Genomic DNA, 23,375 nt, shown 5'->3' with positions numbered 1-23,375 from the left:
CTGGCCGTTCCCATCACGGCCAGGAACGGAAGAAGAACTCGGCGAACGGCCGTGTGCCCGAGTGGCTTAGGGACTCGCCTGCAAAGCGAGGTACGTGGGTTCAATTCCCGCCACGGCCTCCAGAGCCCACGTCGCGGCCGACCACTGGCGGGTGGTCGGCCGGGACGGCGGGCAACCGTCGCGTACGGCCCCAACTTGCGGGCGCGGGTTCCGACGAAGGGTCGACCCCGGATGGCCGCGGTCGCTCACGTGACTTCCAGAACCAGCCGCATCAGGCTGCGACAGCCTCACCTTTCAGCGCCGCACAGCCCGCCGCCCGCCTCGTCCTCGAACGCCTCCGGCCAGTACCGTCGGCCGTCGTCCGTGGGGATGCCGGGGGCCGGGGTGGGATCGCAGGCGATCGGGTCGACGGCGGCCAGGGTGCGTGACATCGCATCGGCCAGCTGGTCGTAGGCCTCGGTCAGGTCGTGCACCGCGTCCAGGGCCCGCTCGCGCCGTATCAGCCAGAGGGTGAACGCCAGGGTCGAGATGTCCGCGTTGAGCGGGCGCAGGCCGAGGTCCGGCTCGCTCCAGCTCAGCACCGCGCCCGTCGCGCCGTCGATGACCAGGCTGGTGTCCTCCAGGAGACGGCCCAGGCGGATCAGGCGGTCGGCGTTCGCCGGGAGGTGTGCCTCGGTGCGGCCGCTGCCGTCCTCCGCGCCGTACTCGGCGAGGGTCTGCAGCGGCATGTCCGTCTCCAGCGAGAACCAGACGACCTCCTCCGGCAGGCCCACCTCGCGCAGGAAGCGGCGGGTCGGGGCGTGCGTGAGCGCCTTCGGGAAGTCGACGTCCTCGAAGCGGACGATCTCGCCGGAGCCGAACTCCTCGTCCAGCAGGCGGACCGGCAGGTCCAGGGCCAGGCCGGACCTGGTGCCCGGGCCGGCCACCAGGGCGAGCGGGCGGATCACCGCGGCCAGCTTCCAGAAGAGGCCCGGCTCCTCGCTCGTGCCGGTGCCGCCCGTCCGCTGCGCGCCCGTCTCGAACACCGCAAGCAGCTGGCGGGACGCCTCCGCCACCGCCTTCGGGCCGAGCCGGCCCGCGTAGGAGGCGAACTGGCCGCGCAGAGCCGCCAGTTCGTCCACCGCCGTCGCGCAGCGCACCAGCTTCTCCAGGGAGGGGGCCAGCGGGCGGGTGTCCATCAGGTCGAGGCGGTCGTGCAGGAAGTACGTGGTGGAGATCTCGCCCGTCATCCCGTCGAGCAGGACCGACTCCCTCTCGCGGCCGTCGGCTCCCAGGATTCCGCCTATCACCAGCCGGTCGCGCAGCTGTGCCGCGAGGCGGCCGCCGGGGTCGTCCGTGGAGTCCGCGACCGTGCGCAGCCCGTCCGTGCGCAGCGCCTCGAACGTCAGCAGGCCGCCGTCGCCCGGCACGCCCGGCAGGCCGGGGCCGGTGAGCCAGCGGCGCGTCGGTGCGTGCGTGACGTACGGGTCGAGCTGGTCCTCGGTGAAGGTGATCGTCGTTGTGGCGGTGGTGGTCCTGGTCGTGCCCATCGGGTCCCCCGTGCGGAAAGTTGCGTGCGCCGTCCCACTGCTCCGCAGCCTACGCGGCACCACTGACAACGGCCCTGACCAGCGACAGCACCCAACACACCCGCCACCGGCCCGCACTGTCAGACGTCAGGGCGCCCTCGCGCGTTCCCGTCCCGCCACGATCGCCCCGACCGTCCGCTCCTACGTGAGGTACACGCCGCCGAGGACCACGACCACCGCCGCCAGCACGAACAGCAGGATCCAGCCGAGCAGCTTGCCCACGCTCGGCGGGGGCTCGTACTGCCGGGGCTCCGGCTCGGGCTCGCTCATCGGTCCGTCACCACCGCAGCTTGGGGCCTTATCGGCAGCCGGTTGACCGGGCGGCCGGTGGCCGCGCGGACGGCGGAGGCGATCGCCGCGGGCGAGGTCACCACCGGGACCGCGCTGGCCGCCTTCGCCCCGAAGGGGGCGACCACATCGCGTTCCTCGACCAGTTTGACGATCCGGATGTCCGGCGCGTCCAGGGCCGTGGGCAGCGCGTAGCCGGTGAGGTCGGGGTGGCGGATCAGGCCGCGCGGGGTGCGCAGGTTCTCGGTGAGCGCGATGCCGACGCCCTGCGTCACGCCCGCCTCGATACGGGCGGCGAGCTGCGCCGGGTTCAGGATCCGGCCGACGTCCTGGGCGATCGCGAGTTCCACGACCCGGACCGAGCCGAGCTCGATGTCGACGTCCACTACCGCGCGGATCGCGCAGAACGCGAGGCCGACGAAGGCGTCGCCCTGGCCCGCCGCGTCCAGCGGCTCGGTCGGATGCGGCCGGCACTGGGCCGTCGCCCACAGCTCCTTGCCGTGCAGTTCCTCCGTGACGGTCGTCGACAGGACGCCGTCGTACGAGGTGATCTTGCCGTCGGTGATCTGGAGCAGCTCCGTGGACATGCCGAACTTGTGCGCCAGGGGCTGCAGGAGCTGGGTGCGGACCATCTTCGCCGCGCGTTCCACGGCGCCGCCGGACACCCAGGTGTGGCGGCCCCGGCAGCCCGCGCCCGCGGGGGGCTGGTCGGTGTCCACGGGAGCCACGTGCACCTCGTCGATGCCGAGCGTCTCCTGGACGATCTGGCGGGCCAGCGTCGTGAAGCCCTGGCCGGTCTCCACCGCCGCGCACAGGACCGTCGCGACGCCGTCCTGGACCTTCACGGTCGCCGTGGAGACCTCGTCGGCGCCCTCCGCGCCCAGCATGTGCACCATGCCCAGGCCGTAGCCCACGCCCCGGCGCACCGCACCCGGTTCGCCCGCGCCCTCGGGGCCGCCGGGCAGCAGCCACTCCTCCTCGGGCGTGTCCTTGGGGAGCTCCGGGAGGGGGAACTCCTGGACGGCCTGGAGGAGTTCGGCGACGGGGGCCGGGCAGGTCACCGTCTGGCCGGTCGGCAGGACGTCGCCGGTCGCCATGACGTTGCGCAGCCGCAGCTCCGCCGGGTCCACGCCGAGCTTCTTCGCCAGCTTGTCCATCTGCGCCTCGTAGGCGGCGCACACCTGCATCGCGCCCTCGCCGCGCACATGGCCCGACGGCGGGTTGTTCGTGCGGACCGCCCAGCCCTCGATGAAGGCGTTCGGGACGACGTAGGGGCCGCAGGCGAAGGAGACGGCGGCGGCCAGGGCCTCGGCGGAGGTGTCGGCGTACGCGCCGGCGTCCAGCAGGATCTGCGCCTCGACCTTCACCAGTCGGCCCTCGGCATCGGCGTGGTGGCGGTAGCGCAGCAGCGTCGGGTGGCGGTGGACGTGGCCGAGGAAGGACTCCTCGCGGGTGGCCGTCAGCTTCACCGGGCAGCCGGTCTTCAGGGCCAGCAGGCCGAGGGGGAGCTGGAAGCCCTGGTCCTCGCGGTCGGCCGTCGCGCCGGGCACCCCGGTGACGACGATCTTCACCCGTTCGGGTTCGAGGCCGTAGCAGGCGGCGGCCGTGTCCCGGTCGTTGTGCGGGTCGGTGGAGGCCAGGTACAGCTCCACGCCGCCGTCGGGGCGGGGCACGGCGAGGCCGGCCTCGGCGCCGACCGGGGCGGGGTCGGCGCGGCCGATGCGGTACTGGCCCTCGACGACGATCTCGCCGGCCGCGCCCGGGTCGCCGTGGTGCAGCGGGATGTGCCGGATCAGGTTGCCGTCGGGGTGCAGGGGCTCCGCCTCGAAGGCCAGCTCCGGGTCGGTCACCGGGTCGAGTACCTCGTACTCGACGATGACGGCGGCGGCGGCCATCCGCGCGGTGTCCGGGTGGTCGGCGGCGACGGCCGCGATGGGCTCGCCGTGGTGGCGCACGACCTCGGAGGCGAACACGGGACGGTCGGCCTTGCCGCGGCCGTGCACCGGGCTGCCCGGCACGTCCTCGTGGGTGACGACGGCGCGTACGCCGGCCATCTCACGCGCGTGGGACGTGTCGATGGACACGATGCGCGCGTGCGGGTGCGGGGAGCGCAGCACGGCCGCCCACAGCAGGCCCTCGGCCCACAGGTCGGCCGCGTACGGGAAAGTACCTTCGGTCTTCGCGCGCGCGTCGGCGGGCTGCAGGGACGCGCCGAGCCCGTGCGGGATCGGCTCGGGGGCGGGGGCCGCCTCCACTGTGGTCGTCGCGGTGGCTGCTTCGTTGCTCACGCCTGGCCTCCGTCCTGGCCCTGTCCGTACGCCGGGTCATGGGGGTGGGGCTGTGCCGGGTTCTCGAACGCCGACGCGTGGACGCCGCCCGCGCCGGGGCCCGCCTGGTGGGGGATACGGGCCTCGTCCCCGTCCGTCCCCGCCTCGGCGGCGGCGTGCGCCTCGCGTTCGGCGACGACGTCCTGCACGGCCTGGAGCACGCCCCGGTAGCCGGAGCAGCGGCACAGGTTGCCGCACAGGGCCTGGCGGGCCTCCAGTTCCGACGGCGCCGGGTTGCCCTCCAGCAGGTCGTGCACGGTCATCGCCATGCCGGGCACGCAGAAGCCGCACTGCACGGCCCCGCACTTGGCGAGCGCCCGCTGCACGTCCGAGGGCTGTCCGTCCTCGGCCAGGCCCTCGACGGTACGGACCTCGCTGCCGGCGGCGGTCACGGCCGGCACCAGACAGGAGGCGACGAGCCGCCCGTCCACCTGCACGTTGCAGGCCCCGCACTCGCCCTGCGAGCAGCCGTCCTTGGCGCCCGCGAGGCCGAGGCGCTCACGCAGCACGTAGAGCAGCGACTCGCCGATCCAGGCGTCGGTGACGGGGCGCTCGGAGCCGTTGACGCGCAGCACATAGGCGGCGAGGGGGTGTTCCTCGTGGAACGGCGCCGGGGCGTCGTCGGGCGCCTCCGCGGGCTCGGCGGCCTCGGCGGGTTGCGGGGAGGCGGCGTCGGGGGCCGCGTCCCGCTCCTCGGTCTCCGCGGCCGGTTCCGTCTGCGCGTCGGGATCCGAGGGGGCGCCGTCGGCGGTGGGGGCGGCCTCGCGGGCCTCGGCGGGCTCGTGAGCGGCCTCGTGGGCGTGCTCCGGGTCCCCGTCGGCCTCGGCGGTCCGCTCGGCCTCCGCGGCCTGCCGAGCGGCCTCCAGGGGGCCGTTCGGCGGCACGGTGTACGCCTCGGCCGAGACCTCCGGGTCGAACGCGCCGCCGGGGTGCGTGTGCTGCCCGGTGTGCCCGTGTTCGTACTGGTGCTCGCCGTGCGTTTCGTGCTGGTGCTCGCCGTGCGTTTCGTGCTGGTGCTCGCCGAGCGAAGCGTCACTGTGCGAAGGCTCGGTGTGCGAAGGCTCGGTGTGCGAAGGCTCGTGGCCGGCCGGCTCGTGGTGCGAGGGCGCGTGCTCCGGCGCGTGTCCGAAGGCGGGCGCCTCCGTCGCCGCCTGCCGTACGGCCGGGTCGGCGCCGTCCGTGGGCTGCCCCCAGGCCTGGCCCGCGGTGCCGGTCGCGCCCGTCGGGTCGGCCGGGCCCGTCGCCCAGGGCGCGGACGCGCCGCCGGGCAAGGTGGCCGGGGGTGTGCCGCCCCACTGCTCGACCAGGGCCGACGCGGTGAACTCGCCCGACTCGTCGGGCAGTTCGCCGCCCGCGACGGGGATCGACCACTGGCCGGTGACGTCATGGCCGGGGGCGGGCGCGGACTGCGCCGCGCCCTGGCCGCCTGCCGAGGTGTCCTCGAAGGTCCACTGGCCGGTCGCGCCCGGGTGGTACGAGAACCGGTCGTCGCCGACCGTCTGCGGGGTGCCCTGGGGGGCGGCCCAGTCCGCGCCGCCGGCCGGGGCCGCCCAGGCGGTGTCGTCCGGCTCGGGCGCCACCGCTATCTGCGGCGGCACGTAGCCGTGGCCCGGCGCGGCGAGCGGGCTGTTGCCGCGGCCGGCCAGGAGGGCGTCGATGCCGCCCTCGGGGAGCTTCACGAAGGCGGTCGCGCCGTCGTCGTAGTCCCCCTGGGGCAGCGGGTCCCAGCGGCCGCCGCCCTGCGGCGCGCCCTGGCCCTGCCCGGTCTCCTGTCCGTGCCCTTGGCCGTGGCCCTGTCCGTGTCCCTGTCCGTGTCCGTGCTGGTCGTCGGTCACGACAGTGCCCTCCCCAGTGCTCGTCGGGCCAGCGCGGCGACGGTGCGCCGCAGGTGCAGTACTGCGGGCGGAAGTTCCGGTACGGAGCCGTCCACGCCGGGCACCGGGTCGGGGATGCAGGCGGCGGCGACGTACTCCCCGAAGGCGTTCAGGGCCTCGGGGACGATCGTGCGGTTGTTGTCCCAGTCGATGAGCCGGGCGACCCACTGCTCGGCCTCCAGGGGCCGCAGCGGCATCGGCGCTATGGCGCCCACGGCGCACCTGACGCCACGCCGGGCGGGGTCGAGGACCAGCGCCACGGAGGCGACCGCGCGGCCCGGGCCGGTGCGGCCGGTGGCCTTCAGGAAGACCTGCGGGGCGTGCAGCAGCGGCACGCGCACGTAGCCGATGAGTTCGCCGCCGCGCAGCATCTCCATGCCGGCCAGCAGGTGCGACACCGGGATCTCCCGGCGGGCTCCGCCCGAGCCCGCGATGATCAGGGTCGCTTCCAGCGCGGCCAGCACGGGCAGCGCGTCGCCCGTGGGGGCGGCGGAGGCGATGTTGCCGCCCAGGGTGCCCGCGTTGCGGATCTGCGGCGGGCCCGCGGCGCGCGCGGCGGCGGCGAGCGCCGGGATGAGTGCGGCGAAGTCGGGGCGGCCCATGCGCGCGTGCGTGAGCCCGGCGCCGAGCAGTGCGTGGCCGTCCTGGTACTGCCAGCCACGGATCTCGCTGATCCGGCCGAGGCCGACGAGCCCGGCGGGCCGCAGCTGCCCGGAGTTGACGGCGGCCATCAGGTCGGTGCCGCCGGCCACCGGCACGGCCGCGGGCATGGCCGCCAGCGCCGCCACGGCCTCGTCCAGCGTTGTGGGCAGCGTGACGGCCTGCGCCGCCTGCGGTGCGTGCGTGCTCAAAACCGGCTGCCCCTTCCCGCTGCCCCACCTGGTCCCACCTGTGTTGCCGTACGGTACGTGCTGACAGGGCGGACGTGGCAACTCTGGCACATCTTCGCAACACCCGAACGCGGGGGTCCGCTAGGAGGCATTCGCCCACGTCACCGCGGAGATCGCCCGTTTTCGCACGGCATCACCAATGCGTGCGAATTGCCACTCTTCGGTGACCCTGCCGGGGTTTTTCCGTGACGCGCGTGATCACCGCTTCGAAGCCCACCGCTTCGAAGCCCACCGCTTCGGGCCTCACCGGTTCGGGGGCGGCCCGTCGATCGGACGGCCGAGGACACCGGGCCGCCGCTGCCACGGCCGGGGCCCGGACGGCGGGCGGTAGCCGACGCCCAGGGCGTCGAGTCGCCCGTAGTGGGCCCGCATCCGCCGCTCGAAGCCCGCGAAGTCCCGTTCCGCCGGGGCGGGCAGGGCACTCCAGGCGACCTCGGCGAACGCGGCGAGACGGGGGAAGGCCTGGTAGTCCACGCGCGCGTGGTCCTCCATGACCTCCGTCCACAGGTTGGCCTGTGTGCCGAGCACGTGCGCGGCCTCCTGGGGCGTCAACTCCGCGGGTACGGGTTCAAACCGATAGACGTCCTCCAGGGTGCGCACATAGCCGATCGGCACCGGCTCGTCCGGGCCGCCGTCCTGCCGGTGGTCCAGGTAGACGTGCTGCTCGGGGCACATGACGACGTCGTGTCCCGCGCGCGCGGCGGCGATCCCGCCCGCGTACCCGCGCCAGGACGACACGGCCGCGCCCGCCGCGAGCCCGCCCTCCAGGATCTCGTCCCAGCCGATGAGCCGACGCCCGCGCGCGCAGAGCCACTTGTCGAAGTGGCCGATGAACCAGGACTGAAGTTCGTCCTCGTCCGCGAGTCCGAGTTCCCCGATGCGGGCCTGTGCGGTGGGCGACTGCCGCCACTGGTCCTTGAGGCATTCGTCACCCCCGATGTGCACGAACTCCGAAGGGAAGAGATCGAGGACTTCCTCGAAGACGCCCTCGTAGAAGCGCAGGGTGTTGTCAGTGGGGGCGAGTACGTTCGGGTTGATCCCCCAGGTGTCCCAGACGGAGAGGGCGGTGGTGTCCGTGGCGTCGGTGTTGCCGAGTTCCGGATACGCGGCGATGGCGGCCTGCGAGTGTCCGGGCACGTCGATTTCGGGGACGACGGTGATATGCCGCTCGGCGGCGTACGCGACGATCTCCCGGATGTCGTCCTGCGTGTAGAAGCCGCCGTGCGGCCTCTCGTCCCACAGGGGTGAGGCGCGATGGCCGAATTTCGTGCGGGTTCGCCAGGAGCCGACCTCGGTCAGCCCGGGGTGCCTCTTGATCTCGACGCGCCAGCCCTGATCGTCCGTCAGATGGAAGTGGAAGAAGTTGAGTTTGTGCGCCGCCATCAGGTCCAGGTAGCGCAGGACGCCTTCCTTGGGCATGAAGTGCCGGGCGACGTCCAGCATGAGGCCGCGCCAGCGGAAACGGGGGGCGTCCTCGATCGTGACGTGCGGCACGGTCCAGGTGCGGTCGCGGAGAAGCGGCGCCTTGCGGTACGCGTCGGCACCCATCAGTTGCCGCAGGGTCTGGGCGCCCCAGAACACCCCGGCCGCGCTGCCGCCCTCGATGAGGACGCCGCTCCGGTCGCTGACGAGGCGGTACTCCTCGGGGCCGAGCCCGGGGTCCAGTCGGAGCCCGATGCCGTCGCCGTCGGTGTCGTCGAGCTCCCGTCCCTCGTGCAGCGGCAGGCCGGTGGCCTGCCACAGGACGGTGCGCAGCCAGTGGCCGACGCCCTCGGTCGCGGTACCGGCGTAGATCCGGGAGTGCGCCGTCAGCCGCACCTCGTCGGAGCCGGCGACGACCCGGCGGGGCACCGGAATCAGTGAAGTCATGGTCAGTCCTTTACCGCTCCGCCCAGCCCCGAGACCAGTCGTCGCTGTACGAGTACGAAGAACACCAGCACCGGAATCGTCATCACCGTGGAACCCGCCATCACACCGCCCCAGTCGGGGTCGTCCGGCTTGTAGAAGACCAGCAGGGCCATGGGCAGCGTCGACTGGGAAGTGTCGCTGATGATGAAGGACTTGGCGAACAGGAAGTCGTTCCAGGCGGAGATGAAGGAAAACACGCTCGTGGCCACCAGCCCCGGCAGGACGAGGGGGAAAAGGATCTGCCACAGAAAGCGGGTACGGCTCGCCCCGTCGAGGTACGCGGCCTCCTCCAGCGCCTCCGGAACCGCTTTCACGAACCCTCTCAGCATCCAGATCGCGAAGGGCAGCGAGAAGGCGATGTGGGGCAGGATCAACGACCCCAGGGTGTTCAACTGGCCGAAGTCCCGCATGAGGAAGAACAACGGGATCGTCAGGGCCTCCACGGGCACCATCTGGGCCACCAGGAACATGATCAGCAAAGTGGTCCGGAAGCGGAACCGGAATCGGGTCACGGCGGTCGCGGCGAGAAACGCGATCACTCCGGAGGCGATCACCACCGTGCCCGCCACGACAACACTGTTGAGGAAGTAACGGCCGAATTCCTGCTGTCCGAACACCCGCCGGAAGGAATCCAGAGAGGGCGCGAGCGTCCATGGCCGCGGCTCGCTCGACTCGATCTCCCCGGCCGGTTTGAAGGCGCTCAGCACCATCCAGTACAGCGGGAAGGCGACGACGGCCGCGACCAGCAGCGCGCCGGCCTCGGCGGCCAGCCGCCACGGACGGGCCATCAGGCCCCGCAGAAGATTCACAGCCCCTCCCCGCACGGTCGCTCCCTCACAGTTCCTCCCCCTGGCGGCGCAGCAGCCGCAGGTACACCAGCGTGACCGCGAGCAGGATCAGCAGCATCACGACGCCGATCGCCGACCCGAGGCCGTACTGCGAGGACGCGAAGGCCTGTTGATAGGCGTAGACGTTCAGGACGAGGTTCTGACCGGCGATGCCTCCGCCGTTCGTCATGACGTAGATCTGGGTGAAGACCTTGAAGTCCCAGATGACCGACTGGATGGTGACGACCACGAGGATCGGCCGCAGCATCGGGGCGAGCACCGACCGCCAGATCCGCCACTGCGAGGCTCCGTCGAGGGCGGCCGCCTCCAGCACCTCCGTCGGCACGGCGCGGATCCCGGCGTAGACGGTGACCATCACGAACGGGAACGAGCACCACACCACTTCGAGGAGGACGAGGAGGAAGGCGCTGTAGCGGCCGTACGTCCACGAGTGGTCGCCGAGCCCGAGCACCCGGTTGACCGGGCCGAAGTCGGGGTCGAACAGCAGCAGCCAGACCGTGGAGCCGGTGACCGCCGGGGTGGCCCAGGCGCCCAGCGCGGCCAGCATCAGCGCGAGCCGGGGCACGGCACGCACGCGCGTGAGCAGCACGGCGAGCGCGCAGCCCACGGCGAGCGTGGAGAGCACACAGGCCGCCGCGAAGACGACCGTCGCCAGCAGCACCTGCCAGAACTGGTCGTCCGAGAACACGTCGGCGTAGTTCCCGAACCCCCGGAAGACGGTCGGCTGACCGCCGCTGACCTGCGCCTGCGTGTACCGGAAGAGTGAGATCAGCCCGAGCTGGTAGACGGGGTAGACCAGCAGCCCGCCGAGGACGACCAGCGCAGGGGCGAGGTAGAGCCAGGGGGCCTGCCGGCTCCGCCCGCCGGGCGTGCCCGGCATCACCCGGCGGAGCCGAACGCCGCGTCCATCTTCTTCGCCGCTTCGGCGGAGGCCGCCGAGACGTCCTTCTTGCCGCTGATGACCTCCTGGAACATGGTCGGCAGGACGAGGGAGGAGTCGATCTGCGACCACGCGGGCGAGGCGGGCACGAACTTCGTCCCGGCGGCCAGCGTCCGCACGAACGGCTTCACGAAGGGCTCCTTGGCCGCGACCTGGTCGCGGACGTCCGTGAAGGTGGGCAGGAAGCCCATCGCGTCGAACAGCGCGCCCTGCGTCTTCTTGGAGGCGAGGGCCTCCATCAGCTGGACGGCGAGGGTGCGGTGCGAGGTGCTCTTCAAAACGCCGATGTTGTTGCCGCCCGCGAAGGCCGGGGCGATCGAGCCGGACGTCACACCGGGCAGCGGGACGACCGCGTACTCGCCCTTGACCTTGCCCGCCTCGACCGCCGTGTGGCTGAAGTCGCCGCCGATCGCCATGCCCGCCTTGCCGGCGGCGAACGCGGTGATGGTGTCGTTGCCGCCCATGCCTGCGCACTTGGCGGCGGGACAGTTGTCGTCGGAGAAGAGCGAGGTGTACGCGGTGATGCCCTTGCGGGCGGCCGCGCTGTCGATGGCGGAGGCGTACGAGCCGTTCTTGCCGTCGGCGAGTTCGCCGCCGGCCGCCCAGACGAAGGGCATCGCGCCGTAGGTGTAGGCGCCGCCGACGACCAGGCCGTACAGGTCGGGTTTCGCGGCGCGGATCCTGCGCGCGGTGGTCGCGAGCTCGTCCATGGTCTTCGGGACGTCGAGGCCGAGTTCCTTGAAGACGTCCGTGCGGTAGTACAGGGCGCGGACGCCTACGTAGAAGGGCGCGCCGTAGAGCTTGCCGTCGACGGTGACGGACTGTTTGGCGGTGGGGTCGGTGTCCTTGGTCTCGCCCCACTCGCCGAAGTCCCCGGTGACGTCGAGGAGTCCGCCGTCGTGGACGTAACCGGCCGTGTCGGTGTTGCCGTACTCCATGACGTCGGGGGCGGACTTCGGGTCGTTGAAGGCTGCCTTGACGCGCTGGGCGCGGGTGTCGACGGGGATGTACTCGACGGCGACCGTCGTGCCCTTGTGGGCCTTCTCGAAGGCGGCGACGACGGAGTCGACGACCTGTTCCTTCGGCTTGTTGCCGACCTCCTGAAAGAGCCAGACGCGCAGGGTGCCCGTCTTCGCGTCGGTGTCGGAAGAGGAGTTGTCGGACGTCTGGGGGGCGCAGGCGGTGGCGACGAGGGCGGCGGCCGCGAGCACGGCGAGTCTGGTGGTGAGCGTGGGGAGCGAGGGGAGCTTCATGGAGCGATCCTCCGAGCGTTGCGTTGCAACATACGCAATGGCTGTTTTGCTCTGCACAACACACCGGAGGCTAGGGACTTCATGAACGCGACGACAAGAGGTCTCAACCACTCTGTGACCACCCGACGCACCCCGTGCAACGACAGAAACGCGCAAAGGCCCCCGAAGCGCGTCAGAACGCGCCCCGGGGGCCTCGGAGGACCGGCGGGCTACTTCTTGTCGCCGCCCTTGCCCTTGTCGTCGCCGCCCATGCCCATGGACTCGAAGATCTCCTTGCACATCGGGCACACCGGGTACTTCTTCGGGTCGCGGCCAGGCACCCAGACCTTGCCGCACAGGGCCACGACGGGCGTCCCGTCGAGGGCGCTCGCCATGATCTTGTCCTTCTGGACGTAGTGGGCGAAGCGCTCGTGGTCCCCGTCACCGTGCGACACCTGCGGCGTCGGCTCTACGAGGGTCCCCGTCCCAGTGCCTCGCTGGGGCTGGGTCTCAGGCTCAAGAGTGCTCATGACCACCAAGGGTACTGAAGGTCACAGCCGTCAGTTGAGCGAAGGGTCGTCCGGATACGTCGCCACCATCGCCAGCTCGCTGCGCTGGCGGCGCAGCACCTCGCGCCAGAGTCTCTCCGGGGCGGGCGAGGAGACGTCGCCGGGCTCGGACTCCACGACGTACCAGGCGCCCTCCACCAGCTCGTCCTCCAGCTGGCCGGGGCCCCAGCCGGCGTATCCGGCGAAGATCCGCAGGGAGCCGAGGGCCGAGGCGAGGAGTTCCGGCGGGGCCTCCAGATCGACGAGGCCGATCGCGCCGTGCACCCGGCGCCAGCCCAGCGGGGCGCCGTCGACGGCCGTGCCGCCCGGGATGACGGCGACCCCGAGGGCGGAGTCGAGGGACACCGGGCCGCCCTGGAAGACGACGCCGGGTTCGCCGGTGAGGTCCGCCCAGCCCTCCAGGATGTCGCTCACGCCCACCGGCGTGGGCCGGTTGAGGACGACGCCGAGGGAGCCCTCCTCGTCGTGGTCGAGAAGGAGCACCACCGCACGGTCGAAGTTCGGGTCCGCCAGGGCGGGCGTTGCCACGAGCAGCCGCCCTGTGAGCGAGGACACCTCGGTCATGCCAGACATGATCCCGCATCTTCCCGAGAAGTGGGGAGGCAATGCGGGGTACGGGGGCGGAGAGCAGGTCGGGCGCACGGGTGCGGTCCGGGCGCACGGACCGGACGGGCGGGCGGCGGTGACCCCTTGTGCCCGGCGGGAAACGGTTCGTGTTGTGACACGGCTATGACGTTCCTGGGCGGTCCTTGGGCTTACGGGACAGGGGGCGACGGCGATTACTCTGTCTCATCTGGCCCTGCCCCCGATCCCGGGCCGAACCAAGGCCCTTGCCCCCAATCCACCATCCATGGAACGCGAGATACATGACCGTCAACGGCTCTGACGACGTACTGCTTGTCCACGGCGGAACCCCGCTCGAGGGCGAGATCCGTGTCCGCGGTGCGAAGAACCTCGTACCCAAGGCCATGGTCGCCGCCCTGCTGGGCAGTGAGCCGAGTCGGCTGCGCAACGTTCCGGACATCCGTGACGTGCGGGTCGTACGCGGCCTGCTGCAACTGCACGGGGTGACGGTCCGTCCGGGCGAGGAGCCGGGCGAGCTGGTGCTCGACCCGACTTATGTCGAGAGCGCCAACGTCGCCGACATCGACGCCCACGCGGGCTCCAGCCGGATCCCGATCCTGTTCTGCGGCCCGCTGCTGCACCGCCTCGGGCATGCGTTCATCCCGGGCCTCGGCGGCTGCGACATCGGCGGCCGGCCGATCGACTTCCACTTCGACGTGCTGCGGCAGTTCGGCGCGAAGATCGAGAAGCGGGCGGACGGGCAGTACCTGGAGGCCCCGCAGCGGCTGCGCGGCACGAAGATCCGGCTGCCGTACCCGTCCGTCGGCGCGACCGAGCAGGTGCTGCTGACGGCCGTCCTGGCGGAGGGCGTCACCGAGCTCTCGAACGCGGCCGTGGAGCCGGAGATCGAGGACCTCATCTGCGTACTGCAGAAGATGGGCGCCATCATCGCGATGGACACCGACCGCACCATCCGCATCACCGGTGTCGACAAGCTCGGCGGCTACAACCACGCCGCTCTGTCGGACCGCCTGGAAGCCGCCTCCTGGGCGAGCGCGGCGCTGGCGACCGAGGGGAACATCTACGTCCGCGGCGCCCAGCAGCGCTCGATGATGACGTTCCTGAACACCTACCGCAAGGTCGGCGGCGCCTTCGAGATCGACGACGAGGGCATCCGGTTCTGGCACCCGGGCGGCAACCTGAAGTCCATCGCGCTGGAGACGGACGTCCACCCCGGTTTCCAGACGGACTGGCAGCAGCCGCTGGTCGTCGCCCTGACGCAGGCCACGGGCCTGTCCATCGTCCACGAGACGGTCTACGAGTCCCGGCTGGGCTTCACCTCGGCGCTCAACCAGATGGGCGCGCACATCCAGCTGTACCGGGAGTGCCTCGGCGGCTCCGACTGCCGCTTCGGGCAGCGCAACTTCCTGCACTCGGCGGTCGTCTCGGGCCCGACCAAGCTCCAGGGCGCCGACCTGGTCATCCCCGACCTCCGCGGCGGCTTCTCGTACCTGATCGCCGCCCTCGCGGCCCAGGGCACCTCCCGCGTCCACGGCATCGACCTCATCAACCGCGGCTACGAGAACTTCATGGAGAAGCTCGTGGAACTCGGCGCAAAGGTCGAACTCCCGGGCAAGGCACTGGGCTGAAGGCCTCGGCCGGGGCCGGCGAAATCCGGCCCGGCCGGCGTGTGAGGCCGTGAGGCCGTGAGGCCGTGAGGCCATGGTGAAGCGCAACCACGAGGGGGCGGCACCCGGAATTCCGGGTGCCGCCCCCTCGTATGGCCTACGGCGCTCTCAGCGGAGCGTCACTTGCCCTTGGCAGCTTCCTTGAGCTTCGAGCCCGCGGAGACCTTCACGCTGTAGCCGGCCGGGATCTGGATCGGGTCGCCGGTCTGCGGGTTGCGCGCGGTGCGAGCGGCACGGTGGGTGCGCTCGAAGGTCAGGAAGCCGGGGATGGTGACCTTCTCGTCGCCCTTGGAGACGATGTCGCCGACGACCTCGGCGAACGCGGCCAGCACTGCGTCGGCGTCCTTGCGGGTCACCTCGGCGCGGTCGGCCAGCGCGGCCACCAGCTCACTGCGGTTCATGTTGTTACTCCCGTGTTCTTCTTGCCGTTGAGGCGTGCCACGCGGCGGAGCCGCATGTGGGGCACAGCGAAGTCGTTGTGCTCGCGCCCAGAGACGCATCCTGCCCCTACCTGCGGCGGGAAAGCCAATCCGGCACCCGCACCGAGGCGTGAGACAACCCATGTGTGTCACACGAAGGGGGCTTAGCTCGGCGCAACCCTAGAGGGCGGGTTGCGGCGCGAGGTTCCGCGACGCGCCGTTGCGGGGCCGTCGTGGCGAGCCTCACAGCCGCCCCGGCCCCGCACCTTACGCACCGGAGCCTACGAGGCCGACGCGCCGACCGCCTTCGCGGCGTCCCGTACCGCACCCGCCACCGCGCCGGCGACCTTGTCGTTGAAGACGCTCGGGATGATGTAGTTCGCGTTCAGCTCGTCGTCGCTCACGACGTCGGCGAGGGCCTTTGCGGCCGCCAGCATCATGTCGGTGTTGACCGTGCGGGACTGCGCGTCCAGCAGGCCGCGGAAGACGCCCGGGAAGACCAGCACGTTGTTGATCTGGTTGGGGAAGTCGGAGCGGCCGGTGGCCACGACGGCGGCCGTCTGGCGGGCGATCGCCGGGTCCACCTCGGGGTCCGGGTTCGCGAGCGCGAACACGATGGCGTCCTCGGCCATCGCGGCCACGTCGGCCCCGTCGAGGACGTTCGGGGCGGAGACGCCGATGAAGACGTCCGCGCCGCGCACGGCCTCCTTCAGGGTGCCGGTGAGGCCCTCGGGGTTGGTGTTGTCGGCGATCCAGCGCAGCGCCGAGTCGGGGGCCGCGTCGACGAGGTCCTCGCGGTCCGCGTGGACGACGCCGTGGATGTCGGCGACGACCGCGTTCTTCACGCCGGCCGCGAGCAGCAGCTTGAGGATGGCCGTGCCGGCCGCGCCGGCGCCGGACATGACGACCCGGACGTCCCCGATGCCCTTTTCCACGACACGCAGGGCGTTCGTGAGGGAGGCGAGGACGACGATCGCGGTGCCGTGCTGGTCGTCGTGGAAGACGGGGATGTCGAGGGCCTCGCGCAGGCGGGCCTCGATCTCGAAGCAGCGCGGGGCGGAGATGTCCTCCAGGTTGATGCCCGCGAAGCCCGGGGCGATCGCCTTCACGATCTCGACGATCGCGTCGGTGTCCTGGGTGTCCAGGCACAGCGGCCAGGCGTCGATTCCGGCGAACCGCTTGAAGAGGGCCGCCTTGCCCTCCATGACGGGCAGCGCGGCCTTCGGGCCGATGTTGCCCAGGCCCAGCACGGCCGAGCCGTCCGTCACGACCGCAACGGAGTTGCGCTTGATGGTGAGGCGGCGGGCGTCCTCGGGGTTCTCGGCGATCGCCATGCAGACACGGGCCACACCCGGCGTGTAGATCATCGAGAGATCGTCACGGTTGCGGATGGGGTGCTTCGACGCCATCTCGATCTTGCCGCCGAGGTGCATCAGGAACGTACGGTCGGAGACCTTGCCGAGGGTCACGCCCTCGATGCCGCGCAGCTGCTCGACGATCTCGTCGGCGTGGGAGGTGGAGGTGGCGGCGATGGTGACGTCGATGCGGAGCTTCTCGTGCCCGGAAGCGGTGACGTCGAGGCCGGTCACCGAGCCTCCGTGGGACTCGACGGCCCCGGTGAGCTGGGAGACCGCGGTACCGCTCGCGGGCACCTCCAGCCGGACCGTCATCGAGTAGGAGACGCTGGGCGCCGTTGCCATGGCCGACTTCCTCTGCACTGCTGGGTCGCGGGTTTGCCGTCCGATCGTCGCACCTACCGACGAGTACATGAAAGCCGCCCTCGATTGCGATCGTTTTGTTCTCAATAAAAGAGGCCCACATCACACGCGGTGATGTGGGCCTCTCCTGCGTTCATGACACCGACCCGCCATGCTCGCCTCGCGGCAAGTGGTCGCTCGTAGCGACGAAGGTTGGGCCCGGGGGCTTGGATCGAGCCGGTGTCACACCCAGGCTAACAAACGGATCCCCGATCGCCATTCCCGTCCGGGGAGTTCACAGGAAACCGTCGGCTGTTCAGTCCCGCAGGAGGTCCGGAACGCCGTCGGCGTCCGGCTCGTCGCGCTCCGCGGAGACGACCGTGAGCTGCTGCGTGGCCCGGGTGAGCGCCACGTACAGCACGCGCAGGCCCGCCGGGCTCTCGTCCGCGATCTCCGCCGGTGAGACGACGACCGTGGCGTCGTACTCCAGGCCCTTGGCCTCCAGGCTGCCGAGGGCCACCACGCGGTCGCCGAGCCCGGCGAGCCAGCGTCCGGCCTCCTCGCGGCGGTTCATGGCGACGACGACGCCGACGGTGCCGTCGACCCGCTCCAGGAGCCGCTCGGCCTCGGCGCGGACGGTCGACGCCAGGGTGTCGGTGACGGCCGTGAAGCGCGGTACGACCCCCGTCGACCTGACCGCCGACGGGGACTCGGCGCCCGGCATGGCCAGCGCCAGCACCTTCGCGGCCAGCTCGGCGATCTCGGCCGGGTTGCGGTAGTTCACGGTGAGCTGGAAGCGGCGGCGGGGGCGGGTCCCGAGGGCCTCGTCGCGGGCCTCGGCGGCCTCGTCGGGGTCGGACCAGGAGGACTGGGCCGGGTCGCCGACAACCGTCCAGGTGGCGTGCCGGCCGCGGCGGCCGACCATGCGCCACTGCATCGGCGTGAGGTCCTGCGCCTCGTCGACGATGACGTGGGCGTACTCGACGCGCTCCTGCGCGAGCCGCTCGGCACGCTCGCGCTGCGACTCCTCGCGCACCGGCATCAGCTCCTCCAGGCCGGTGAGCTGGTCCAGCGGGTCGAGTTCGCGGCGCTTCCTCGGGCGCACCGGGGCGCCGAGGATCGCCTGGAGCTCGTCGAGCATGGCGATGTCGTGCACGGAGCGGCCGTCCCGCTTGAGGGAGCGGGCGACCCTGCGGACCTCGCCGGGGTTGAGGATGCGGCGGGCCCAGCGGCCGAGCCGCCGTTCGTCGGCCATGGCCGCCAGGACGGCCTGCGGGGTCAGCTCGGGCCACCAGGCGTCGAGGAAGGCGATGAACGCGTCCTCGGTGGTCACGTCCTCGTCGAAGGAGGAGCGCAGCTCGGCGGCGAGCTCGGGGTCGGTGTGCCGGCCGGCCGCGCCGGAGCGCTCCCACAGGGCGTCCAGGAGCAGCTTGCGGGCGCGCGGGCGCAGCAGGTTCACGGGGGCGGTGCCGCTGAGGGCGCTCTGCCGGATCCGGTCCAGGTCGGCGGCCTCCAGCTCCAGCCGGCGGCCGAAGGCGACGACACGCAGACGGGTGGGGGTGACGCCGGCGCCGGAGGGGGCGGCCGGGGGCTCGTCGAAGCTGAGCTGCCCCGCGCCCCGGCCGCCACCGCCGTTGGCGCGGGCGTTGCCGTTGGCGTGGGCGTTGGCGTTGCCGCCGGTCTCCAGGGCGCCGCGGGCCGCCTTCCGCAGCACCTTCAGCATGCGGTACGAGCCCTTGGCGCGGGCCACCGCCGGGGAGTCGTACAGGGTGGCCTCGGCGCCGTCGACGAGGGAGCCGATGGCGCGGATGGCGACCTGGCCCTCCTCGCCGAGGGAGGGCAGCACGCCCTCCGTGTACGCCACCAGCAGCGGTGTGGGCGAGACGATGAGGATGCCGCCCGCGTACCTGCGCCGGTCCTGGTAGAGGAGGTAGGCCGCCCGGTGCAGGGCGACGGCCGTCTTCCCGGTCCCCGGGCCGCCCTCGACGTAGGTGACGGAGGCGGCGGGGGCGCGGATGACGAGGTCCTGCTCGGCCTGGATGGAGGCGACGATGTCCCGCATGGTGTGGCTGCGGGCCTGCCCGAGGGCGGCCATGAGGGCGCCGTCGCCGATGACGGCGAGCTCGTCGCCGTCCAGGGACGCCTTCAGCTCGGGACGCATCAGGTCGTCCTCGACGCCGAGGACCCGGCGCCCCTTGGAGCGGATCACGCGACGCCGTACGACGCGCCCCGGGTCGACCGGGGTGGACCGGTAGAAGGGGGCCGCCGCCGGCGCCCGCCAGTCGATGACCAGCGGGGCGTACTCGGAGTCGAGGACGCCGATCCGGCCGATGTGGAGCGTCTCGGCGATGTCGGCGGTGTTGTCGGGCCTGACAACGCCCTCCGCGGGCTCCACGGCGGTGTAGGCGCCGTCAGGGCCCTTCTTGCCGTCCTTGCCGAGGAGGAGGTCGATCCGCCCGAACAGGAAGTCCTCGAACTCGTTGTTGAGCCGGTTGAGGTGGACGCCCGCGCGGAACACCTGCGCGTCCCGCTCGGCGAGGGCGCCGGGCGTGCCGACCTGGCCGCGCTGGGCCGCGTCGTTCATGAGGAACTCGGCCTCGTCGATCTTCTCCTCGAGGCGGCGGTACACCCGGTCGAGGTGTTCCTGTTCCACGCTGATCTCTCGGTCCCGCACCGAATCCGGTGCGGCTTCCTGGACCGATACGACCGCGATTTCCTGCTGTGCCTGAGCGGCCACCGGGCCCCCTTCTGACGTGCTGGGCAGCCGTCAACCGTACGCGAAGGGGGCCGGTGAAGCTACGCGTCGACCTGGACGAGCTTCTTGCCGTCGAAGGTCATGACCTCGAAGTGGTCGATGTCGTTCGGGGCGAAGGCCGCGCCGCCGACGACGTAGAGCGGGTTCTTCGCCTGTTCGGTCTTGGCGCCCGGCAGGCCGTAGCCCCACTCCGGGACCGACCAGGAGGAGACCGTCTCGCGCTCGCCGTTCTTGCCGACGGCGATGAGCGAGCACTTCTCCGGGCCCTTCACGTTCTTCAGCTCGACGCCGATCTCCGTGCCCCACGCCTTCTCGCCCATGGCGACGGTCGCGGAGACCTTGGAGGCGGGGTCGGTCGACGACACCCGGTCGGAGAGCGTGTCGAACGTCGACTTGGCCGCGTTGGCGGACTTGGTCGCGCTCGCCTCGGTCCCCTTGGTCCCGCTGTCGCCGCCGGTCGCCGCCAGCACCGTGAGCGGGCCGCCGATGATCAGCGCGGCCGCGGCCGCCACGAGGAAGAAGGAGCGGCGGCGCTTTTGCGCCCGGCGCTCGGACACCTCGTCGACCAGCCGCTCCGCGAGGCGCGGGCTGGGGCGGGCGGACAGGGAGTCGCCGATCGCGGGTGTGCCGGTGCCCGGCAGGTCCGCGAGGGCGGCCAGCATGGGTTCCATGCCGGCGAGCTCGTCCAGTTGCTGAGCGCACCACTCGCAGCCCGCGAGATGCATCTCGAAGGCGGTCGCCTCGGCGTCGTCGAGGATGCCGAGGGCGTAGGCGCCGACGGTCTCGTGTTCGCTCGGGCTCGGAGATCCCACTGATCCCTGCATGGGGCCAGACATACCCGAACCACCTGCTCCGAATCCCCCGTAACCGCTCATCACGCCGTCACCCCCCGCTCCTCAAGAGCCAGCTTCATCGACCGCAGGGCATAGAAGACCCGTGAGCGCACGGTGCCGCTGGGTATGCCCAGCGTCTCGGCCGCCTCGTTGACGGTACGCCCCTTGAAGTACGTCTCGACGAGCACCTCCCGGTGAGCCGGGGTCAGGTCGTCGAGCGCGTCGGACAGCGTCATCAGCCACAGCGCCTTGTCGATCTCGTCCTCCGCAGGAATGACCTCCAGCGGCGACGGGTCGACCTCCTGCGGCCGGGCCTGCCGGCTGCGGTGGCCGTCGATGACGATGCGGCGTGCGACCGTCACCAGCCAGGGGCGTACCGATCCGGTCGCTCGATTGAGCTGACCGGCGTTCTTCCAGGCACGGATGAGCGTCTCTTGTACGACGTCCTCGGCACGCTGCCGGTCTCCGGCAACCAGGCGCAGGACATACGCAAGCAGGGGTCCGGCATGCTCCCGATACAGAGCACGCATCAGCTCCTCGTCAGGTTCCGAGGGCTGGGACATGCGATGTCGGGCCCTCGATCCACGTTCATTGGCCACGGCCGCATCCTTGCGCACGCCCACCTCCGGTGTCCGGGGGTTCCCCCAGTCGGTCGCTCGATGACGGGTACGCAGACGGGGTGTTGGGCGTTCAAACCGTGGGGAGACTTTTCTTCCGGGTGTCATGACGAGGGGGACATGGGGGCACATTCCCACCCCGTTTTCTTTACATTTTCGCCACAGTGACAAGATCGGGCCGACTGCCCGGGACGCGGCGCGGGTAAACGGCGTGTAATCGAAATCACTTCGATGATCGACCCGACCCGCCTCCACGAAAGCCGCATACCAGACAGGGCAGTTGGAGAGGCGACGGCGCGTCAGGTCCGCGCGAGTGCCGCCGCGCGCCGGCGATGCCGAGCGACCCGCTCCCGGTTCCCGCAGACCTCACTGGAACACCAGCGACGCCGACGGCCCCGGGACGTGTCGACGTACACGATCGGGCAGTTGTCCCCCGCGCACTGCCGCAGCGCCGCCCGGGCGGCGGGATCGGTCAGCAGCTCCACCGCGTCCCGGGCCACGGCGGCGAGCAGCGCGGCACACTCCGGCGGCCCGTCCAACGCCCGCACGAGCGCGCCGTCTTCGCCGCGTACGGCACGGGGGGTCGGGGGCGCGGCCCGGGCGACCTCGTTGACGCGGGCGAGGGCGAGGTCGTACGACCCGGCGTCGCCCCGGGCGAGCCAGCCGTGCACCAACTGGCCGATGGTGCGGCGCAGTTCCCGGAAGGCCGGCGGCCAGGACGCGTCGGCGTGGCCGAGGGGGGTCCCCGGCGGGACGAGCCCGCAGCCGCGGATCCACGCATCCAGCGGCGCGACGGCGTCGAGCCGTTCGAGGGGGTGCGCGGTCGCCAGCAGGTCGAGACAGATCCGTCCGGCATCGAACCGCAGCTCGTCCATGCGCGTGTCACCGCCAGCCGAGAGGCACTCATGAGGAAACCGTTCTTCTTCACAGTGCCAGTGCCGGGGCGGTCACCGGAACCCCCTGGGCTTTGCCACGCAGGTCAGTGCATCCCAGCCTGTCCGGCGTTTGAGGACGAGGCCCTTCGGGGCCGAAGCGGGGGTCTGGGGGCGGCAGCGGGGGTCTGGGGGCGGCAACGCCCGGGGACGGCCACACCGACCCCGGGCGCGAAACAACCCGCCCGAAGACCTACGCGTCCGCGTACTTCGCGTCGGCCGCAGGGTCCAGCGCCAGTCGGTAGCCCCGCTTCACCACCGTCTGGATCAGCTTCGGCGCCCCGAGGGCCGTCCGCAGACGGGCCATCGCCGTCTCGACGGCATGCTCGTCACGCCCCGCCCCCGGCAGCGCCCGCAGCAGGTCCGACCGCGGCACGACCCACCCCGGCCGCCGCGACAGCGCCCGCAGCAGCGACATCCCCGCCGGCGGCACCGGCTTCAAAGACCCGTCCACCAGCACCGCGTGCCCCCGGATCTCCACCCGGTGCCCGGCGATCGGCAGCGCCCGGGCCCGCCCCGGCAGCTCCTGGCACAGCAACTGCACGAGCGGCCCGAGCCGGAACCGCTCAGGGGAGACGGTGTCCACGCCCCGCGCCTGCAGCGGCAGCGCGGTGACCGGCCCGACGCAGGCGGGCAGCACATCGTGGTGGAGGGCGGCGAGCAGCTCGGCCAGCAGCCCGCGCTCCTCGGCCCGCGACAGCAGGGACGCGGCCGCCGGCGCGCTGGTGAAGGTGATGGCGTCCAGTCCGCGCGAGACGGCGGCGTCGAGGAGCCGGTCGAGCGGCGCGACGTCCTCCGGCGGCATCCACCGGTAGACGGGCACCCCCACCACCTCCGCGCCCGCGGCCCGCAGCGACTCCACGAACCCCGGCAGCGGCTCGCCGTGCAGCTGGACGGCGACCCGGCGCCCGTCGACGCCCTCCTCCAGCAGCCGGTCGAGCACCTCGGCCATGGACTCGCTCGACGGCGACCATTCCTCCGTCAGCCCCGCGGCCCGGATGGCGCCCTTGACCTTGGGCCCGCGGGCCAGCAGCTCGACGCCGCCGAGCCGGGCGAGCAGCTGCTCGCCGAGCCCCCAGCCGTCGGCGGCCTCGACCCAGCCACGGAAGCCGATGGCGGTGGTGGCCACCACGACGTCCGGGGCCTGGTCGATGAGGTCCTTGGTGGCCGCGAGCAGCTCACCGTCGTCGGCGAGCGGCACGATCCGCAGCGCGGGCGCGTGCAGCACCGCCGCCCCGCGCCGCTGGAGCAGCGCGCCGAGCTCCTCGGCCCGGCGTGCGGCCGTCACGCCCACGGTGAAGCCCGCGAGGGGCCCGTGTTCGACGGCGCCCTGGGGGCTGGAGGCCGGTTGTTGCTGTTCCTCGTACATAGCCCTCGTCCCGCACTCAAGTCGCGTGTACACCTACATGCCGGCGAGCCTGTCAAC

General features: G+C 72.0%; 19 protein-coding genes and 1 tRNA gene. 2 read left to right on the top strand and 18 right to left on the bottom strand.

All coding sequences use genetic code 11. The features are described 5' to 3' along the window. Window positions 1–47 precede the first annotated feature (47 nt). Window positions 48–122 (top strand) — tRNA-Cys (locus ACZ5SK_RS19800). 165 nt (window positions 123–287) lie between these two features. On the opposite strand, the gene ACZ5SK_RS19795 is transcribed toward ACZ5SK_RS19800, so the two are convergent. From ACZ5SK_RS19795 to ACZ5SK_RS19745, 11 genes are all read right to left on the bottom strand, one after another. Next, entirely contained in the window at window positions 288–1,529 is a 1,242-nt protein-coding gene (locus tag ACZ5SK_RS19795) for an SUKH-4 family immunity protein (protein ID WP_334579510.1), read from the bottom strand. A gap of 180 nt (window positions 1,530–1,709) precedes the next feature. Continuing rightward, a complete protein-coding gene (locus tag ACZ5SK_RS19790) occupies window positions 1,710–1,838 on the bottom strand; it encodes a hypothetical protein (RefSeq protein ID WP_269460184.1) in 129 nt (42 codons plus the stop codon). After that, complete coding sequence (locus tag ACZ5SK_RS19785; protein ID WP_334579509.1) at window positions 1,835–4,144, bottom strand: xanthine dehydrogenase family protein molybdopterin-binding subunit; 2,310 nt, start codon at window positions 4,142–4,144, stop codon at window positions 1,835–1,837. Before ACZ5SK_RS19785 ends, ACZ5SK_RS19790 begins: the two co-directional genes overlap by 4 nt. Further along, on the bottom strand, window positions 4,141–6,018 hold the full coding sequence (locus tag ACZ5SK_RS19780; RefSeq protein WP_468576350.1) for a (2Fe-2S)-binding protein: 1,878 nt from the start codon (window positions 6,016–6,018) through the stop codon (window positions 4,141–4,143). Before ACZ5SK_RS19780 ends, ACZ5SK_RS19785 begins: the two co-directional genes overlap by 4 nt. Beyond that, entirely contained in the window at window positions 6,015–6,908 is an 894-nt protein-coding gene (locus ACZ5SK_RS19775) for an FAD binding domain-containing protein (RefSeq protein ID WP_079661930.1), read from the bottom strand. Before ACZ5SK_RS19775 ends, ACZ5SK_RS19780 begins: the two co-directional genes overlap by 4 nt. A gap of 282 nt (window positions 6,909–7,190) precedes the next feature. Then, the gene (locus ACZ5SK_RS19770) at window positions 7,191–8,816 is read right to left on the bottom strand and encodes a beta-N-acetylhexosaminidase (RefSeq protein WP_334579508.1); all 1,626 of its coding nucleotides are present in this window, start codon (window positions 8,814–8,816) and stop codon (window positions 7,191–7,193) included. Window positions 8,817–8,818: 2 nt separating this feature from the next. Beyond that, window positions 8,819–9,664, bottom strand: coding sequence for a carbohydrate ABC transporter permease (locus ACZ5SK_RS19765; RefSeq protein ID WP_334579507.1), 846 nt, complete (start codon window positions 9,662–9,664; stop codon window positions 8,819–8,821). 25 nt (window positions 9,665–9,689) lie between these two features. Further along, the gene (locus tag ACZ5SK_RS19760) at window positions 9,690–10,583 is read right to left on the bottom strand and encodes a carbohydrate ABC transporter permease (protein WP_334579506.1); all 894 of its coding nucleotides are present in this window, start codon (window positions 10,581–10,583) and stop codon (window positions 9,690–9,692) included. Beyond that, window positions 10,583–11,896 carry an extracellular solute-binding protein gene (locus ACZ5SK_RS19755; RefSeq protein WP_468576348.1) on the bottom strand — a complete coding sequence of 438 codons (1,314 nt, stop codon included), beginning with the start codon at window positions 11,894–11,896 and terminating at the stop codon, window positions 10,583–10,585. The genes ACZ5SK_RS19760 and ACZ5SK_RS19755 overlap by 1 nt, the downstream gene beginning before the upstream one ends. Window positions 11,897–12,105: 209 nt before the next feature. After that, window positions 12,106–12,405 (bottom strand): DUF3039 domain-containing protein, encoded by a 300-nt coding sequence (locus tag ACZ5SK_RS19750; protein WP_180291590.1) that lies wholly within the window; start codon window positions 12,403–12,405, stop codon window positions 12,106–12,108. 30 nt (window positions 12,406–12,435) lie between these two features. Further along, entirely contained in the window at window positions 12,436–13,008 is a 573-nt protein-coding gene (locus ACZ5SK_RS19745) for a YqgE/AlgH family protein (protein WP_099936761.1), read from the bottom strand. A gap of 302 nt (window positions 13,009–13,310) precedes the next feature. Between ACZ5SK_RS19745 and murA the strand changes: the two genes are divergently transcribed. Then, the gene (gene murA, locus ACZ5SK_RS19740; protein WP_361701054.1) at window positions 13,311–14,657 is read left to right on the top strand and encodes a UDP-N-acetylglucosamine 1-carboxyvinyltransferase; all 1,347 of its coding nucleotides are present in this window, start codon (window positions 13,311–13,313) and stop codon (window positions 14,655–14,657) included. A 158-nt stretch (window positions 14,658–14,815) separates the two neighbouring features. Here murA and ACZ5SK_RS19735 read toward each other — a convergent pair whose 3' ends face one another. From ACZ5SK_RS19735 to ACZ5SK_RS19705, 7 genes are all read right to left on the bottom strand, one after another. Next, window positions 14,816–15,097, bottom strand: coding sequence for an HU family DNA-binding protein (locus ACZ5SK_RS19735; RefSeq protein ID WP_004000874.1), 282 nt, complete (start codon window positions 15,095–15,097; stop codon window positions 14,816–14,818). A gap of 299 nt (window positions 15,098–15,396) precedes the next feature. Next, window positions 15,397–16,815 carry an NAD-dependent malic enzyme gene (locus ACZ5SK_RS19730; RefSeq protein ID WP_334579503.1) on the bottom strand — a complete coding sequence of 473 codons (1,419 nt, stop codon included), beginning with the start codon at window positions 16,813–16,815 and terminating at the stop codon, window positions 15,397–15,399. Window positions 16,816–17,128: 313 nt separating this feature from the next. Next, complete coding sequence (locus tag ACZ5SK_RS19725) at window positions 17,129–19,549, bottom strand: HelD family protein (RefSeq protein ID WP_457495071.1); 2,421 nt, start codon at window positions 19,547–19,549, stop codon at window positions 17,129–17,131. Window positions 19,550–19,608: 59 nt separating this feature from the next. Next, window positions 19,609–20,391 carry an anti-sigma factor family protein gene (locus ACZ5SK_RS19720; RefSeq protein ID WP_334579502.1) on the bottom strand — a complete coding sequence of 261 codons (783 nt, stop codon included), beginning with the start codon at window positions 20,389–20,391 and terminating at the stop codon, window positions 19,609–19,611. Between the two features lie 50 nt (window positions 20,392–20,441). After that, the gene (locus ACZ5SK_RS19715) at window positions 20,442–20,963 is read right to left on the bottom strand and encodes a sigma-70 family RNA polymerase sigma factor (protein WP_010039908.1); all 522 of its coding nucleotides are present in this window, start codon (window positions 20,961–20,963) and stop codon (window positions 20,442–20,444) included. A gap of 353 nt (window positions 20,964–21,316) precedes the next feature. Continuing rightward, window positions 21,317–21,892 carry a CGNR zinc finger domain-containing protein gene (locus tag ACZ5SK_RS19710; RefSeq protein ID WP_361701064.1) on the bottom strand — a complete coding sequence of 192 codons (576 nt, stop codon included), beginning with the start codon at window positions 21,890–21,892 and terminating at the stop codon, window positions 21,317–21,319. A gap of 250 nt (window positions 21,893–22,142) precedes the next feature. Next, on the bottom strand, window positions 22,143–23,318 hold the full coding sequence (locus tag ACZ5SK_RS19705) for a uroporphyrinogen-III synthase (RefSeq protein ID WP_334579500.1): 1,176 nt from the start codon (window positions 23,316–23,318) through the stop codon (window positions 22,143–22,145). Window positions 23,319–23,375: the final 57 nt, after the last annotated feature.

The organism is Streptomyces sp. NPDC031474 (assembly GCF_055581185.1).
Note: the sequence above shows the minus strand (reverse complement) of the source record. Positions and strands in the feature narration are given on the sequence as shown.

Bases quoted from the DNA above. Each gene is read 5' to 3' on its own strand.
- ACZ5SK_RS19795 (WP_334579510.1), bottom strand. From the start codon at position 1,529: ATGGGCACGACCAGGACCACCACCGCCACAACGACGATCACCTTCACC.
- ACZ5SK_RS19790 (WP_269460184.1), bottom strand. From the start codon at position 1,838: ATGAGCGAGCCCGAGCCGGAGCCCCGGCAGTACGAGCCCCCGCCGAGC.
- ACZ5SK_RS19770 (WP_334579508.1), bottom strand. From the start codon at position 8,816: ATGACTTCACTGATTCCGGTGCCCCGCCGGGTCGTCGCCGGCTCCGAC.
- ACZ5SK_RS19760 (WP_334579506.1), bottom strand. From the start codon at position 10,583: ATGCCGGGCACGCCCGGCGGGCGGAGCCGGCAGGCCCCCTGGCTCTAC.
- ACZ5SK_RS19755 (WP_468576348.1), bottom strand. From the start codon at position 11,896: ATGAAGCTCCCCTCGCTCCCCACGCTCACCACCAGACTCGCCGTGCTC.
- ACZ5SK_RS19750 (WP_180291590.1), bottom strand. From the start codon at position 12,405: ATGAGCACTCTTGAGCCTGAGACCCAGCCCCAGCGAGGCACTGGGACG.
- ACZ5SK_RS19745 (WP_099936761.1), bottom strand. From the start codon at position 13,008: ATGACCGAGGTGTCCTCGCTCACAGGGCGGCTGCTCGTGGCAACGCCC.
- murA (WP_361701054.1), top strand. From the start codon at position 13,311: ATGACCGTCAACGGCTCTGACGACGTACTGCTTGTCCACGGCGGAACC.
- ACZ5SK_RS19735 (WP_004000874.1), bottom strand. From the start codon at position 15,097: ATGAACCGCAGTGAGCTGGTGGCCGCGCTGGCCGACCGCGCCGAGGTG.
- ACZ5SK_RS19730 (WP_334579503.1), bottom strand. From the start codon at position 16,815: ATGGCAACGGCGCCCAGCGTCTCCTACTCGATGACGGTCCGGCTGGAG.
- ACZ5SK_RS19720 (WP_334579502.1), bottom strand. From the start codon at position 20,391: ATGCAGGGATCAGTGGGATCTCCGAGCCCGAGCGAACACGAGACCGTC.
- ACZ5SK_RS19715 (WP_010039908.1), bottom strand. From the start codon at position 20,963: ATGTCCCAGCCCTCGGAACCTGACGAGGAGCTGATGCGTGCTCTGTAT.
- ACZ5SK_RS19710 (WP_361701064.1), bottom strand. From the start codon at position 21,892: ATGGACGAGCTGCGGTTCGATGCCGGACGGATCTGTCTCGACCTGCTG.
- ACZ5SK_RS19705 (WP_334579500.1), bottom strand. From the start codon at position 23,318: ATGTACGAGGAACAGCAACAACCGGCCTCCAGCCCCCAGGGCGCCGTC.